The sequence below is a fragment of the Nocardia beijingensis NBRC 16342 genome, from assembly GCF_001612785.1.
Classification (GTDB): Bacteria; Actinomycetota; Actinomycetes; order Mycobacteriales; family Mycobacteriaceae; genus Nocardia; species Nocardia beijingensis.
In genome coordinates this window covers 1-15,573 of record NZ_BDBC01000049.1, presented here as the reverse complement: position 1 = coordinate 15,573, position 15,573 = coordinate 1, and the positions used below count along the sequence as shown (strand labels likewise).

Genomic DNA, 15,573 nt, shown 5'->3' with positions numbered 1-15,573 from the left:
GTCGAAGCCTGTGCCGTTCCTATGAGTTCTCTCAGTTTCGGTCCATGTTGTTACAGGGATATGCGCATCTATCGATGCGATCGACCCTATCGCGACGACCGGTCACGAAGGTCGAACTCCAACACGGCCGGGAAGGCCACGACATCGCGACCTGGATCGAGGCAGCCGCGTCGTCGCACAGTCGACGGGATGCGTTCGGCTGCCTCGGTCCAGGAGAACCGGATCAGTCCGCCGAGGTGCCCGTTACGCGCGCGCGTTCCGCGACGTCGAGCACTCCGGCCAGCCATGGGGTGTAGGCCTCGGGATTGTCGGCCAGCGCGTCGCGCAGCGCGTCCGGTTGAATCCAGGCGAAGTCGGCGACCTCGGCCGGATCCGGCCGAGGCGCGCCGATGTCGAGCTGCCCGATCAGCACGTGATCCCATTCGGACTCGACGCGACCGGTGCGCAGGTCCGCCGCGTGGTAGCGGTAGATCCCGGCCTCGGTCAGCGCGATCGTCAGGCCCATCTCCTCGGCCAGCCGCAGCCCCGCCGCGGTCGCGACCGGTTCGCCGGGGGCGGGGTGGCCGCAGGTGGTGTTGGCCCACAGCGACGGAAACCTCGTCTTGACCGCCGCACGCTGCTGCAAGAGCACCCGGCCTGCCGAATCGAACAGCAAGACGGAGAACGCGCGGTGCAGTCGTCCCGGGGCCAGGTGTGCCTCCGCGACCGTGCACGCGCCGACCGCGCGGCCCGCGTCGTCGACGAGCTCGACGGGCAGGGCCTCGCGGTCGGTGTGTGGCTGGGCGAGGGTGTCGGTCACCTGCCCACCTTATCGGCGGCGATGAGCAGGTAGTGGAAGCTCCCCTCCCGGTACGCGGTCAGGAACGGCTTCTCGACCCCCGTGGCGAGCTCGGATTTCGTGCGCAGCTCCCAGTACGGGATGGTCGCCGCGGTGAGTTCGGTCACGGCGATCGGCACCAGGTTGTTCTCGGCCATGGCGCGGAAGTACTCGCCGCGCGGATGGATCATGCAGCCGTAGTGCGCGTCGATCCAGCTGACCGAGGACGAGCGGCCGCCGGTCACGTCGTTGGAGCAGCCGGTGATGCACACGTAGCGTCCGCCCGGCTCGAGCAGGCGGGAGAACTCGCCGAACAAATCGAACAGGTCCACGTACATCGTGGTCTCGTTGGTCCAGATGCCGCGCATGGAACCGCTCTCGAAGCCGGTGTCGAGCATGTTGCGGAAGTGGAACCGCACCTTGTCCGCGACCCCGCGGTGGACGGCCTGGTCATTGGCGAAGCCGACCTGGTATTCGGAAATGGTGACGCCGTCGACCTGGCAGCCGAAGCGCTGATTGGCCATGAAGCTGGTGCCGCCGCGGCCGGAGCCGCCGTCCATCAGCCGATCGCCGGGACGGACGTCGCCGAGGTGGTCGAGCAGGAAGTCCGCCTGCGCGGTCTCCAGCCGGTGCAATTCGGCGACGATGCGTTCCTCGCGGGTGTCCTCCGGCCCGCTCAGCACGGACAGATCCGGCTCGCCGATGCCGTAGTGGTGGTGGTAGAGCCCGTCGACCTCACCGAGTTTGGTGTTGACCCGGTCGTCGTTCGGGTTGTTGTTCCAGTACGCGGCGACGGATTTCTGGTAGCTGGTACGCAGAACGGTCCCGGTCTCCGGGTTGAGCATGGTCATGCGTGATCATCCTCTCTCGGTGCGGTACTGCTTCGGTGCTCTCTTACGGGTGGCTTCAGTGCGGGTCGCGATACCGTTTGCTGTCGGCGTGCCAGGCGCGGTTGCCTCCCATCCAGGCCCACAGGCCCGCGAGGAAGCGGCGTAGTTCCGGCGAGCCAACAGCGGCCAGGGGAGCCGCTTCCCGTTCGAACCGGTGCACGAGTTCGTCGTGCACCTCGGCGGTGCGCAGCACGGCCTCGCGGCGCGAGCAGCGTTCCTCGGCGGCGAGGACGGTCGGCAGATTGAACTCCCTGCCGTTGGACAGGTCCTCACGCGCCATCGAGTACAGGTCGTTCACCATCTGGCTGGCGAGCGCCGCGGTGGTGACCACGCGGCGCACCGCGGGGTCGGTGTACTCGGCGGCCCCCAGCTCGTAGCCGCCCACCACATCGGTCGGCGCCATGCACGGCAGGAAGCTGTGCGGTTGCCGATTGGTGAGGTACTCCCACACCGGCGGCATCCGGCCCGCCGCGCGCCAGCCCGCCTCCGCTCCCAGCGCGATGAACCAGCCCGCGATCTCGGTGCGCAGCCGGGCCAGTTGCGCCGGGCGCGCGTAGCGGGCCAGGTGCTCGAACGAGGTGCGAAACGCGCGCAGGATCGGATCGGCTTCCAAGGCCGACTCGAGCTGGGCGACGTAACGCGCGGGAAGGTGCACCGGATCCATGGCGGCGGCCGCCAATTCGAGCCGGGGACCCAACTCCGCCTCGGCGCTGGAGGGGGTGCCGTCCGGTGCCCGGTCGTCGGCATCCTCCTCGCAGTAGTAATCGTCTACCGACCATTCCGAGACCGCGCACTTCGCCGCCGCCAGCAGCAGGTCGGCATTGTCGCAGTCCGGGTGGGCGAGCATGATCAACCGGCCGAAGTCGGCGTCGCGCAATTCGTTCAGCCGGCCCTCGTACAACCCGATGTCCCTGGCCCAGTCGACGATGCCGGTGTTGACGGCCGCGGCGAGCGCCGGATCGTCACGCAACGGCGGCGGGCAATACAGCGGCGGGATCGGATCCGGCCCGTCGCGGTCGGCCGTGGCGGTGTCGGATCCGGTGGGCCCGCGGGGTATGCGCGCGGCACCGGCGGCGTCCGAACCGATTCTCGAGTGCGTCGTGCGCGGTGGCGCCGCGAGACCGCGTATTCCGAGCAACGTCGATGCCGTGCCGAGCCCGGTGGGTCCGCTGGGAATGCGGGGCGCCTCAGGCGACCTCGTTCGTCCTGTGACCGGGGGCAACCCCGGTGCGGTGGCCGGGACTGCGGGGGCGGTCCCCGGCGTGCTGGTGCGGACAGCGGTGGGGGAGGTCGCCACCGCGGCGGGCGTCGTAGCCGGGCCCACGCCGGACCGGGGAAGCGACAGCGCGGCGGCGCCCAAGCCGGACGGACCGAGCAGCGCGCGCGGTGCGGCAGCCGTCCGATCCACTATGGGTGAAACATCTTTCAGGTCAACTGTTTTCGTCGACAACAGTTCGGCCGGAGCGGCCGTCCGGGTGTTGGTGAGAAGCGCGACGACGGTGGCGGCCACCTCATCGGAGGCCTGTACCGCCGCGGCGCGGGAGAGCACCGACATGCCCATCACCCCCGGTCAGTCGGCTTGCCGGGCGACCGAGACGTTGTCCAGCACGCCCAGGGCATCGGGCACCAGCACGGCCGCCGAGTAGTAGCAGCTGATCAGGTAGGAGATGATCGACTGGTCGTCGATGCCCTTGAAACGCACGTTGAGGCTCGGCTCGTATTCGTCCGGGATCCCGGTCTGGTGCAGGCCGATCACGCCCTGGTCCTTCTCCCCGGTGCGCATGGCCAGAATCGAGGTGGTCTGGGTGTCGCTGATCGGGATCTTGCCGCACGGGAGGATCGGAACCCCACGCCACGCCGGAACACGATGTCCGTCCATTTCGACCGGATCCGGATAGAGCCCGCGCTTGGTGCATTCGCGTCCGAACGCGGCGATCGCCTTCGGATGCGCCAGAAAGAACTTCGTGCTGCGGCGCATGCTGAGCAGCTCGTCGAAGTCGTCCGGGGTGGGCGCGCCGGACTCGGAGTAGATGCGCTGTTTGAGATCGCAGTTGTGCAGCAGACCGAAGTCGGGATTGTTGACCAGGTCGTATTCGCGGCGCTCGTACAGCGCTTCGATGGTCAAGCGCAGCTGCTGCTCGACCTGATTCATCGGGTCGTTGAACAGGTCGGCGACCCGGGTGTGCACCCGCAGCACGCTCTGCGCCAGGCTGAGTTCGTATTGGCGTGGCGCGGCGTCGTAGTCGACGAACGTGCCCTCCAGCAGCGGCTCTCCCGCGTGGCCCGAAGCGATCGTGATATCCGCCTCGCCTTTGTTGTTCTGCGGACGAGTGGGCGCGGAAGCCACACGCGAAAGTTGCTCACGCAATGCGGGAGTGCGGTCGATGAATTCCGTCAGCGTTCGGCGGGGAAGGGCCAGCACGGTCGTCCGCGTGACCGTCTTGATGGTGACCGGCCAGATCGCCGACGGCTCGGTCAGTAACGTGTCGCCGAAGAAGTCGCCGCCGCCGAGGATACCGAGCTTCGTCTGCTCGCCGTACTCACCCGAACCGATCTTGCTCAATTTGCCGTGCACGATCAGCAGAATCTGATCCATCGGGTTGCCGAATTCCGCTACCACGACGCCGGGTTCGAGATCGCGCTGTTCGAAACGGTCCGCGAGGGCGCGCAGCACCTCCTCGTCGTCGAAGCCGCGCAGCGCCGGAAGTTCCTGCAATTCCAGGGGAATGACGCGTGCGGTGGAGCCGTCGACGACGAATTCCACTTCGCCGTTGCCCACGGTGTGGGTCAGGCGGCGGTTCACTCGGTACACACCGCCGTTGACCTGCGTCCACGGCAGCGCGCGAGTGAGCCACCGCGAACTGATGCCCTGCATCTGCGGTTCGGATTTGGTGGTGTGCGCGAGCAGGCCCGCCGTGCTGGTGCTCAGGCTCCTACGCACGTTGTTTTCCGTTTGGACCGGCATTTCAATGGTCATGCGTTGTCCTCACCTCGAGACGGCCACCGAGACGTGGTGACGGGTTTTGCGGCAGGGGAATTCAGGATCGTCGATAGTTCAGAGTCGCCGGGTGTTCACATCAAACAGCAGCGGGCATGCCCGCGGGGAAGCTCATCGAACGAAATCGTCTACGCGCCACGGCGTTCCAGACGAGTTCGATGGTAGACGCCGAAAGCCGCTGCGCGCAGAAAAATTTCGAAGATCGCCTCGCCGCCCGCCGGATGGTCACGACACGCGGTCGATTCGGGTAACAGCGGGTGGCGCACCAGGGCCGGCCGGCCCGAATTGCGCTCTGGTAGCGGAGAATTAGCCAACTGAGTGGCGGCGTGTCATGCCCGGAGCCGGCCCGGAGGTGGACCGACCGGAGGAGACGCGGCAGGGCTGCCGCGCATCCGGCGTTTCCGGGCGGGGTTCGTACCCTGTGCTGCCGGAGTGGAAGACTGACCCCGGCGGGCGCGTGCGCACCGCCGGGCCCGGCGGTCCTTCGGCCGAGGGGCGCCGGACTCCCCGGTGCGTCGTGGCAATCGGTGACGGGTGGCCGGGCGCACCGATGGCGCTGCGCTGTCCAGGCGCCTGCGTCCGCCGCCGTGGAATGTTTCCGAGCCGATATGTGCCCGCCGGAGAGCCGACCGCGGCAACCTGGCATGGGACGTGTCACAGCGGACACATAATGGACAGGTGGTGTGGGAAGCTCGTCTGAACACGTCGCGGTATGTGATGCCGGTCACGTTCTAGGGTAGGGCCAGGAGCGATGGTGAAGTTGAATGCGAAGGTTGTGGTGGGCTCGGTACAGCGATTGATGGCGACCGCGCAGAACGGCTTGGAGGTCATCCGCTTCGGCGGGCTGACCCCCGACGTGGCGTCCTCGCCCTTCGAGGTCGTGGAACGCAGACGCATGTACCGGCTGCGGCATTACTTCCCCGACGAGGCGACCCCGGGCCGCCCGGTGGCCGTGCTGGTGCCTCCGCTCATGGTGAACGCCGACATCTGGGATGTGAACGCCGAGGAAGGCGCCGTCGGGATCCTGCACCGCGGCGGCATCGACTGCTGGGTGGTGGACTTCGGCTCGCCCGCCAGCGAGGAGGGCGGCTGGCAGCGCGACCTCGCCGACCACGTGCTTGCGGTCAACAGCGCGATCGACACCGTCAACGAGGCCACCGGCAGCGGCGTGCACCTGATGGGCTACTCCCAGGGCGGCATGTTCGCCTACCAGACCGCCGCCTACCGGTACGGCAAGGGCGTGGACAGCATCGTGACCTTCGGCAGCCCGGTCGACATCGTCGCGGGCATGCCGTTCGGGCTGCCCTACGGCATGGTCTCCGACGTCGCCGACTTCCTGGCCGATCACGTGGTCACCCGGCTGCCGATCACCGACTCCATGGTGCGCATCGGCTTCCAGTTGCTCGATCCGGTGAAGACGGCCAAGTCGAGAATCGATTTCCTGCGCCAGCTGCACGACCGCGAGGCGTTGCTGCCGAAGGAGCGTCAGCGCCGCTTCCTCAACAGCGAAGGCTGGGTCGGTTACGCGGGGCCTGCCGCGGCGGACCTGCTCAAGCAGTTCGTCGCGCACAACCGGCTGATGCTCGGCGGGTTCGTCATCCGCGACCACCCGATCTCGCTGGCCGAACTGAAATGCCCGATCCTGGCGTTCGTCGGCGAGGTCGACGACATCGGACAACCTGCCGCGGTGCGCGGCATCGTGCGGGCCGCGCCGAACGCGGAGGTCTACGAGGCGACGCTGGTCGCGGGCCACTTCGGACTGGTGGCGGGGAGCACGGCCAGCAAACACACATGGCCGATGGTGCGGCAGTGGGTGGAATGGATGAACGGCGAGAAGCCACTGCCGCCGGAGATCGTGCCGATGACCGAGCACGTGGCGAGCAATCGTCCCCGCTCGGCGGCCACCCGGGTGGTGCACACCGCCGCGACGCTGGCCGAGGCGGGCACCGGCGTCGGCAAGGCCCTCGAGGGCATCGCGAACAACACGGTGCGTGGATCGATCGAACTGGCGGGCGAGGCGGCGCGGGCGCTGCCGAGGCTCACCCGTCTCGGCATGATCCAGCCGCACACCCGGATCTCGCTCGGCCGGTTGCTGGCCGAGCAGAAGCGGCGCGCGCCGCAGCGCGATCTGTTCCTGTTCGACGACCGCGTGCACACCAACGCGGCGGTCAACGAGCGCATCGACAACGTGGTGCGCGGCCTCATCTCGGTGGGCGTGCGCCCGGCCATGCGGGTCGGCGTGGTGATGGAGACCAGGCCGAGCGCGTTGGCCTCGGTCGCGGCGCTGTCCCGGCTGGGTGCGGTGGCGGTGCTGCTGGCCCCCAACAGCGAACTGCGCCGCGCGATCGAGCTCACCGGCGTGGAGACCCTGATCTCCGACCCGGAGAACCTGCGCCAGGCCGCCGCGACCGGCGCCAGGGTGCTGGTGCTCGGCGGCGGCAACTCGCGCGAGCTGGCGCTGCCGACGTCCGACCGCCTGATCGACCTGGAGCAGATCGACCCGGCGCGGGTGCAGGTGCCCGCCTGGTACCGGCCCGACCCCGGTCTGGCGCGGGAGCTGGCGTTCGTGCTGGTCACCGGCACCGGTGAGCGGCTGGAGACGAAGTACATCACCAATCACCGCTGGGCGCTGTCGGCGTTCGGCACCGCGACCACGGCCGATCTCAATCGCAGGGACACCGTGTACTGCCTCGCGCCGCTGCACCATTCGTCCGGGCTGCTGGTCAGTCTCGGCGGAGCGGTCGCGGGCGGAAGCCGGGTCGCGCTGGCTCGCTCGCTCGACCCGGAGCGCTTCGCCGGGGAGGTGCACCGCTACGGCGTCACCGTGGTCACCTACACCTGGACCATGCTGCGCGACATCCTCGACGCGGAGGTGTTCCCGAACGGCCACAGCCACCCGATCCGCTTGTTCATCGGCTCCGGGATGCCCGCCGGGCTGTGGCGGCGCACCGTGGAGCAATTCGAACCCGCCCGCGTGCTCGAGTTCTACGCCTCGATCGAGGGCGATGTGGTGCTGGCCAACGTGGCCGGGGCGAAACGTGGCTGCAAGGGCAGGCCGGTTCCCGGCACCGCGAAGGTGGAACTGGTCGCCTACGACCCGCTCACCCAGCGCATCCTGGTCGACGGATCCGGCTTCGCCCGCCGCTGCGCGGACAACGAGGTGGGCCTGCTGATCGGCAGGGCGTCCGACGGCGTCGACATCTCCGACGGCGGTCTGCGCGGGGTCTTCACGGCGGGCGACTCCTGGATGCCGACGGAGAACCTGTTCCGCCGCGACGGCGACGGCGACTACTGGCTGATGGACCGCACGGACACGGTGATCCACACGCGCCGCGGACCGGTCTACGGTCAGCCGATCGTCGACGTGCTCAACGACATCACCGCGGTGGACATGGAAGTCACCTTCGGGCTCAACGTCGACGACCACTGCATCGCGGTGGCCGCGGTGAGCGTGCGCGACGGTTTCCGCCTCGACCCCAAGGACGTCACCGAGGCGTTGCGGGCACTGGAACCGGATCAGCGGCCCGACCTGGTGTACGTGGTGGACGACATCCCGCGCAGCCCGTCGTACCGTCCGTCCGCTCGCGCGGTGCAGGCGGCGGGGCGGCCGGAGCCGGGACCGGACACCTGGTGGTACAACCGGGCCTCCGACGCCTACGAGATCCTCACCGAGGACCAGGCGCGCACGCTGCTGGGCGGCTGACCCGACACATGTTGCCGAAGAGCCGGATTCACCGACCGATGGCATAGTGAGTGCCTGTGGGAACGAGCCTCATTTACCGCAACGGGACCGTCTACGAGGTCCTGATGCGCGGGTTGTACGGCAAGCACTACACGGCTCGGTATCGCGCTATCGCCGAACTCGTCCCGGAAGGGGCGAGTGTGGTCGATCTGTGCTGCGGACCCGCGACGCTCTACACCCGCTACCTGCGCCACAAGTCGGTCGACTACACCGGCCTCGATCTCAACGAGCGCTTCGTGGCGCGCGTGAACGAAGCGGGCGGACGGGGCAAGGTGTGGAACCTGCGATCCGGTGCCGCGCTGCCCGCCGCCGACTACGTCATCATGCAGGCCAGCCTCTACCACTTCCTGCCCGAGCCGCGCCCGCTGCTGGACCGGATGCTCGCCGCGGCCACCGAGCGGGTGATCGTCGCCGAACCGGTCCGCAACCTGGCGACCAGCGGCAATCCGGTCCTCGCCACGATCGGCAAACGGTTCACCGACGCGGGCGACGGCGAGCAGGCGCACCGCTTCACCGAGCGGACCCTCGACGAGTTCTTCACGGCGTACCGGCCCCGTGTGGCCCGGGAATCCCTGATCGCGGGCGGGCGGGAGAAGCTCTACGTGCTCACCCCGTGAGGCCGGGCTCCGGCGTCGCGGGCCGGTTCACACGGTGAACGCGGTGACCGCGTCCACGACACGAGCCACTTGCGCGTCGGTGAGATCCGGCCAGAGCGGCAGGCGAACCACGGTCGCGGAGAACTCCGCGCTGCGGGCGCACGCGCGCGGCGTGCGGCCGAGCTTGAACCCGGCCGGGCTGGAGTCCAGCGGGATGTAGTGGAACGGGGCGGAGATCCCCTGCGCGGCGAGGTGGGCGATCAGGTCGTCGCGGCGGCGCTCGGTCGGGGTCCGCAGGTAGTACAGGTGCGCGGTGTGCTCGCGATCGGCGGGCACGGACATGAGGCGCACGTCGTTGCGCCGGGCCCAATCGGGCAGGGCGGCGGCGTAGGCGTCCCACACCCGGTGGCGTCCGGCCTGGATGGTGTCGAACTCGTCCAGTTGCGCGTCGAGCACGGCCGCGTTCAGCTCGCTGGGCAGGTAGCTGGAGCCGATGTCCTGCCAGGAGTACTTGTCCACCGCGCCGCGCAGGAACCGGGCCCGGTCGGTGCCCTTCTCCCGGATGATCTCGGCGCGCGCCATCAGGATCTCGTCGGTGAGCAGCAGCGCGCCGCCCTCGCCGCAGTGCACGTTCTTGGTGTCGTGGAAGCTGAGCGTGCCCATCGTGCCGATGGTGCCGAGCTTGCGGCCGCGCCAGGCGCCGCCGAGCCCGTGCGCGTTGTCCTCGACGACGGCGAAGCCGTGGGTGTTCGCCAGGTCGAGCAGACCGGCCATGTCGGCGGCGACGCCACCGTAGTGGATGACCACAACGGCCTTCGTCCGCTCGGTGACCACGGCCGCGACCGACTCCGGATCCAGGTTGCCGGTGGCCGGATCGATGTCGGCGAACACGCAGGTGGCGCCGCGCAGCGCCATCGAGGTGGCGGTGGAGGTGAAGGCGAAGCTCGGCACGATCACTTCGTCGTCGGGGCCCAGCTCCAGCAGCAGGCCCGCCATCTCCAGCGCGGACGTGCAGGAGGTGGTGAGCAGTGCGTGCGGCGCGCCCGTGATCGCCTTCAGCTTCGCGGTGGCCGACGCGGTGAACTGCCCGTCACCGTGGCTGTGGTCGGAGGCGAGCACGGCCTCCAGATTCGCTAGTTCCCGGCGCGCCCGGTACGGACGGCTGAAGATGACGCGGTCAGTGCTCAACCCGGTCGGTCCCCCTGCTGGCGGTGGTCGCGGTCAGTTCCGATGTGTCCGTCGGACGCGGCGTCGGCGTCTCGACGGTGAGATAGAGGGGCTTGCCCACCAGGACGTGCAGAGCAACGCCCAGGTACTCGGCGATCAGCCCGAGTGAGAACAGGATCGCGCCGGAGCACAGCAGCAGCACCACGATGGTGGAGGCCCAGCCTTCCGGCGCCCAGCCGTCGGTGGTCAGCGCCTCGAACACGACCACGGCGGCCATCACGCCGCCGGCCAGCGCCAAGGTGACGCCGAGCAGGCTGACCAGCCGCAGCCCGCGGGTTCCGCTGCACAGCACCATCTTCCAGAACAGCGAGAACAGCCGACGGTAGTTGTAGCCGGATTCCTCCCTGCCCTCGGCGCGCAGCACCACCGGCGCCTGCGCGACGGCGCCGACCACCCAGGTCAGCGCGACGTCGAGGTAGACGCCGTTCGACGCGACCTCGGCCAGTTGCCTGCCGATGTCCCCGCGGATCAGCCGGTAGCTTTCGAACCGGGTGGAATCCGGGAACGCGAACAACGTCGCGAGCACCAGCTTGGCTCCGCGCGAGGTCAGATTGCGCAGGAACCCGTGCGGCCTGGTGTTGCTCGGCTTGGAGTAGACCAGATCGGCGCGCTGCGCCAGCGCGGTGTCCAGGAACGCGCTGATGAAGCGGGGATCGTGCTGGCCGTCCTCGTCCATGGTGACGATCCAGTCACCGCTCGCGGCCGACATCCCGGCGATCGTCGCGGCGTCCTGGCCGAAGTTGCGGCTGAGCCAGACGGTGCGCACGGTGGGATAGGTCCGTTGCAGTTCCTGTAGCACCACGTCGGAGCGGTCCGGGCCGTGGTCGTGCACCAGGATGATCTCGGAGACGGTGAACGCGGTGCCGCCCGCGGTCTCGGTGGTGCGGGTCAGATCGTGCAGTTCGGCGACCAGACCGGCGATCGTGTCCTCACCTCGGTACACCGGCACGACCACCGACACCGTGTGCGGCCGGTCCACGCCGGGCCGTGCCGGGTCGCCGTTCGTCGCCGGGGCGCCGGAACGGAGTGTGCGGGCGGGGGTGATCGGCATCAGCTGGATCGACTTTCGATGACGGTGCGTGCCGGTACTCGTGGCAGAACTGCGGAGCCCGAACCGGTGTGGACTCTAGCACGGTGGGCGCGGCGGCCAGCGGAGCAGCTGATCATGCCCTCATCTTGGTGGCGTCCGCGACCGATGCCAAGCCGGGACCCGCCCTGTAGGGTTTGGAACTCGTGACGGACAGTGCAGTGCTCGACTCGCCGCCGGAGGCCTATTCGCGGCGAGATGTCTACCGGTGGGGGGTCATCACCGCGCTCGGAGTGGTCGCGGGTTACCTCGCTGTCCTGCTCGCCAACGCCAGGCATTTCTTCACCGACGACACCGAGTCCCAGTACACCTCGCTGTGGGTCGGCTTGGGCCGCGCGTTGCGCGCAGGCGATTTCCCGGTCATGGTGCCCGAGCACTGGATGGCGGGCAACAACACCATGGACGACGCGGGCCTGTTCAACCCGCCGCAGCTGCTGATCGATCTGATCGCGCCCTCGGTGGACAACGTCGCGCTGTACGCCACCGTCGTGAAGCTGATCTTCTCGATCATCGCCGCGCTCGGCGTCTACCGGATCTGTCTCGTCTACGGCGGGCGGCCCGCGTGGTCGGCGGTCGCGGGCGTCGCGCTGCCGCTGTCGGGCTTCTTCCTGTTCTTCGACGAAGCCAGCTGGATGACCGCGCTCACCGGCACCGCGTGGATGGTGCACGCCTGGGCGGCCTCGGTGCGCTACACGCGAGGTGCGGGCGGCCCCGTTCCGGTCTTCGTCTACCTGTATCTGACCATCTCGACGCAGTACATCTTCCCCGCGGTCGAAGCGGTGCTGATGCTGCTTGCTGTGGCCGTGGGCGAGCTGGTGTACCAGCGCAAATGGCAGCCGGTGCTGCGGCTGACGCTCGCGGCGGGCTGCGCGGGGCTCGCGGGCCTGCTGACCTTCCTGCCCTCGATGCTGTCGGCGAAGGTGACCTGGCGCGGCACCGCGCAGATCAACAACGACCAGTTCCTCACGGTGCCGTGGTCGGAGTCGCTGAACGCCAGCCTGCCCAGCTCGCTGCCCGCCTTCACCTCGTGGTGGGGTTACGTGCAGCCGCTGCCGGTCACCTACATCGCCTGGTTCCTGATCCCGGCTCTGGCGTTCGTCGACTGGCGGCGGGCCAAGGAGGCGTGGCGGGAGCTGAGCGCGATCGCGATCTTCGCGATCATGATGCTGATGTGGACCGCCGGCCCCGGTTCCGTCGGACCGCTGCGCTGGCCGGCGCGCGTGCTGCCGATGCTGGCCATCGGCCTGCTCGTGCTGGTGTGTGTGCTGCTCGGGCGTTACGGGACGTTCCGCGATCCGAAGAATCGCGGCATCGCTGCGGGCGTGCTGATCCTGCTGCTGTGGGTGCGTTCGTTCTGCGCCGACCCGCACGACGCGATCTGGCACGTGATCGCGGCGCTGGCGCTGGCGGCGCTGGTGGCGGCCGCGGTGTGGCTCGGGCGCACCAAGGGCACCGCGGCGGCGTGCGCCGTGACCATCGTCGCGATGTTCCCGATCGCCTATTTCCAGGTCGACGCCGCGCAACCCACGCCGATGTCGTGGAACCTGCCGGTGAAGCGTTCGGTGGCGAAGGACGCGTTCCCCGACTTCGCGGGCAACACCATCCAGCTGGGCGATCGCGGACTGCTGCAACCGCAGGACAAGAGCATCGAGGCCGCCTACGGCTCGCTCGTCTTCGGCAACTACGCCCGCGGGCTGGAACTGAACTACGTCAACGGTTACACCCCCAGCGGCCACTTCTACTTCGGTGAGCTGCTGTGCATGCGCTGGGACGGCAGCGTCTGCCCGGACGCCTACCGGCGCATGTTCGCGCCCGAGCCGACCACAGGACGGCCGCTGGTCGATCTGATGAACCTCGACCGCGTGGTGCTGCAGCGTGCCCTGTTCCCGGACGCGGCGGCCCAGCCCGCGCCGGAGGGCTGGCAGTGGGTCGACTACCCCGGCCACGAGCGCTACATCGCCGTGCTGGAACGCGTGGGCGGACCGATCTCGACCACCAACGGCCGCGTGACGGCGGCCAAGAACGTGAGCGCGACCTCGATCTCCGAGACCGACACCACCAGCAGGGTGCGCGTCTCCTCGGTCGAGGGCGGCAAGGTCGTGTTCGCGCGGCTGGGCTGGCCGGGATATCGGGTCACCTTGAACGGCAAGTCGCTTCCGATCACCACGGTCGCCAAGTCCTTCATCGCCGTCGATGTTCCCGCCGGCACTCAGAACGCCGAGCTGGTGCTGACCTGGCGTCCGCCGGGCTGGAAGATCGGCATCGCCGCGGCGGTGGCGGGGGTGCTCGGCATCGGCGTCCTGCAATGGCTGTATGTCCGGTCCCGGCGTCGTGAGGAGCCGCAGGAGAGCGCAGGCACCGCGCCCACCGAGCCGGATCGCGAACTGGCGGACGCCGTTTCGTGAAGACGAACACCCCTCCGGCGGCCATGGGTACCGACGCGGTGGGCGACGGTCCCGCGGCGGGACTCCTGACGCGGGTGGTCCGGCGGCAGGAGGTCGCTTTCGCGCTGGTCGGGGCGTGCAACACCCTGCTCGGCATCGGCCTGACCGTGGCGTGGCTCGCGGTGCTCGGTGACGCTTGGCCGCCCGCCGTCGCGGTCGTGCTGGCCTACGCCGTCGGCATCGTCGTCGCTTTCGTCCTGCACCGGACGCTCGTATTCCGGGTACGCGGCCGGGTGCTGCGCGATTTCGCCGCCTTCGTCGTGGTGAATTCCGGGGGGCTGCTGATGAATACCGTGCTGCTGTCGCTGGCGGTCACGGTGCTGCGCCTGCCGCGGATTCCCTCGGCCGTCGTGGTGATGGGCCTGGTCGCGGTCGCCAGTTTCTTCGGCCATCGCTACATCTCGTTCCGCCGCACCACGCAGGCGCCGACCGACAACGCGGCCGGATGACCCGTTCCGGGCCGTCGTCCCGGCACTGGCTTGCCGGAGCCGCATCGCGGTGACGGTAGGGTCTGTGACTCGTGGCCGAACGTAGCACTCTTCCTTCGCGCGAAGTCCGCACATGGGGCGTCATCACGGCGCTCGGGGTGATCGCGGGTTACGGTGCGGTGCTATTCGCCAACGTCCGGCATTTCTACACCGACGACACCGAATCGCAGTACGCGCCGCTGTGGGTGATGCTCGGCCGGTACCTGCGCGAGGGACGGTTGCCCGCGATGATCCCCGAGCATTGGATGGCGGGCAACTACACCATCGAAGAGGCCGGGCTGCTCAATCCGCCGCAGCTGCTGATCGATCTGATCGCGCCATCGGTCGACAACCTCGCGCTGTACGCCACCGTGGTGAAGCTGATCTTCGCGATCGTCCTCGCCCTCGGCGTGTACCGGATCTGCCTGGCCTACGGGGCGAAGGCGCCATGGGCGGCGGTGGCGGGCGCGGCCATTCCGTTCACCGGATGGCTGCTGTTCTTCGACGAGTCCAGCTGGATGACCGCGTTCACCGGCACCGCGTGGCTGGCCCACGCCTGGGCGTCCGGGGTGCGCTACGCCCGCGGGCGCAGCGGGCCGATCCCTGCTTTCGTCTTCCTGTATCTGGCCATCTCGGTGCAATACATCTTCCCCGCGGTGGAGGCCGGTCTGATGGTGGGCGCCGTCGCCATCGGCGAACTCGTCTATCAGAAGGCATGGCGTCCTTCGCTGCGCCTGCTCATCGTCGCCGCCGCCGCGGCGCTGGCCGGACTGGCGACCTACCTGCCGAGCATGCTGTCGGCGAAGGTGACCTGGCGCGGCACCGCGCAGATCAACAACGACCAGTTCCTCACCGTGCCGTGGTCGGAGTCGCTGAACGCCAGCCTGCCCAGCACGCTGCCCGCGTTCAATTCCTGGTGGGGGTACGTCCAGCCGATGCCGGTGGTCTACATCGCCTGGTTCCTGGTTCCGGCGCTGGCCTTCGTCGACTGGCGCAAGGCGCTCGGCGCGGCGCGTGAGCTCGTCGCGCCCGCGGTGTTCGCGGTGCTTGCGCTGATGTGGACGGCGGGTCCCGGCGCGGTCGGACCGTTGCGCTGGCCCGCGCGGGTGCTGCCGATGGTCGCGCTCGGCCTGCTGGTGCTGGTGTGCGTGCTGCTCGGGCGTTTCGCCACCGTCCAGGACTGGCGGCGGCGTGGCGTCGCCGCCGCGGTGCTGATCGGTCTGCTGTGGGTGCGCACGTTCTCGGCCGCGCCGCACGAGGTGATCCCGCACATCGTCGCCGCGCTCGGCGTGGCCGCGAACGTGC

General features: G+C 69.0%; 10 protein-coding genes and 1 pseudogene. 5 read left to right on the top strand and 6 right to left on the bottom strand.

The annotated features are described in order from the left end of the window. Positions 1–223: 223 nt before the first annotated feature. The 4 genes from idi to NB3_RS24840 are packed head-to-tail and all read right to left on the bottom strand — an operon-like array spanning position 224 to position 4,684. Positions 224–799 carry an isopentenyl-diphosphate Delta-isomerase gene (idi, locus tag NB3_RS24855; protein WP_067808180.1) on the bottom strand — a complete coding sequence of 192 codons (576 nt, stop codon included), beginning with the start codon at positions 797–799 and terminating at the stop codon, positions 224–226. Further along, positions 796–1,668, bottom strand: coding sequence for a geranyl diphosphate 2-C-methyltransferase (locus NB3_RS24850; protein ID WP_067808178.1), 873 nt, complete (start codon positions 1,666–1,668; stop codon positions 796–798). Before NB3_RS24850 ends, idi begins: the two co-directional genes overlap by 4 nt. A 55-nt stretch (positions 1,669–1,723) precedes the next feature. Continuing rightward, complete coding sequence (locus NB3_RS24845) at positions 1,724–3,262, bottom strand: family 2 encapsulin nanocompartment cargo protein terpene cyclase (protein ID WP_067808294.1); 1,539 nt, start codon at positions 3,260–3,262, stop codon at positions 1,724–1,726. A 15-nt stretch (positions 3,263–3,277) separates the two neighbouring features. Beyond that, positions 3,278–4,684: a family 2B encapsulin nanocompartment shell protein gene (locus NB3_RS24840; protein WP_067808176.1), complete on the bottom strand. Its 1,407-nt coding sequence runs from the start codon at positions 4,682–4,684 to the stop codon at positions 3,278–3,280. Between the two features lie 772 nt (positions 4,685–5,456). On the opposite strand from NB3_RS24840, the gene NB3_RS24835 reads away from it, so the two are divergent. Both NB3_RS24835 and NB3_RS24830 read left to right on the top strand, forming a co-directional pair. Further along, complete coding sequence (locus NB3_RS24835) at positions 5,457–8,408, top strand: acyl-CoA synthetase (RefSeq protein ID WP_067808173.1); 2,952 nt, start codon at positions 5,457–5,459, stop codon at positions 8,406–8,408. Positions 8,409–8,464: 56 nt separating this feature from the next. Beyond that, the gene (locus NB3_RS24830; protein WP_067808171.1) at positions 8,465–9,064 is read left to right on the top strand and encodes a class I SAM-dependent methyltransferase; all 600 of its coding nucleotides are present in this window, start codon (positions 8,465–8,467) and stop codon (positions 9,062–9,064) included. Positions 9,065–9,091: 27 nt separating this feature from the next. On the opposite strand, the gene rffA is transcribed toward NB3_RS24830, so the two are convergent. Both rffA and NB3_RS24820 read right to left on the bottom strand, forming a co-directional pair. After that, positions 9,092–10,231 (bottom strand): dTDP-4-amino-4,6-dideoxygalactose transaminase, encoded by a 1,140-nt coding sequence (gene rffA, locus NB3_RS24825; RefSeq protein WP_067808168.1) that lies wholly within the window; start codon positions 10,229–10,231, stop codon positions 9,092–9,094. Further along, the gene (locus NB3_RS24820) at positions 10,221–11,321 is read right to left on the bottom strand and encodes a glycosyltransferase family 2 protein (protein WP_067808167.1); all 1,101 of its coding nucleotides are present in this window, start codon (positions 11,319–11,321) and stop codon (positions 10,221–10,223) included. The genes rffA and NB3_RS24820 overlap by 11 nt, the downstream gene beginning before the upstream one ends. Positions 11,322–11,590: 269 nt before the next feature. Here NB3_RS24820 and NB3_RS24815 point away from each other — a divergent pair, with 269 nt between their 5' ends. The 3 genes and pseudogenes from NB3_RS24815 to NB3_RS24805 form a co-directional block, all read left to right on the top strand. Further along, complete coding sequence (locus tag NB3_RS24815) at positions 11,591–13,762, top strand: hypothetical protein (protein WP_067808292.1); 2,172 nt, start codon at positions 11,591–11,593, stop codon at positions 13,760–13,762. After that, positions 13,759–14,250, top strand: a complete 492-nt coding sequence (locus NB3_RS24810) for a GtrA family protein (protein WP_371855935.1) — start codon at positions 13,759–13,761, stop codon at positions 14,248–14,250. The genes NB3_RS24815 and NB3_RS24810 overlap by 4 nt, the downstream gene beginning before the upstream one ends. Before the next feature lie 71 nt (positions 14,251–14,321). After that, a pseudogene (locus NB3_RS24805) lies at positions 14,322–15,573 on the top strand (hypothetical protein); the annotation flags it as partial.

Coding starts and splice junctions, on each gene's coding strand:
- NB3_RS24850 (WP_067808178.1), bottom strand. CDS start 1,668: ATGACCATGCTCAACCCGGAGACCGGGACCGTTCTGCGTACCAGCTAC.
- NB3_RS24820 (WP_067808167.1), bottom strand. CDS start 11,321: ATGCCGATCACCCCCGCCCGCACACTCCGTTCCGGCGCCCCGGCGACG.
- NB3_RS24845 (WP_067808294.1), bottom strand. CDS start 3,262: ATGTCGGTGCTCTCCCGCGCCGCGGCGGTACAGGCCTCCGATGAGGTG.
- NB3_RS24835 (WP_067808173.1), top strand. CDS start 5,457: ATGGTGAAGTTGAATGCGAAGGTTGTGGTGGGCTCGGTACAGCGATTG.
- NB3_RS24840 (WP_067808176.1), bottom strand. CDS start 4,684: ATGACCATTGAAATGCCGGTCCAAACGGAAAACAACGTGCGTAGGAGC.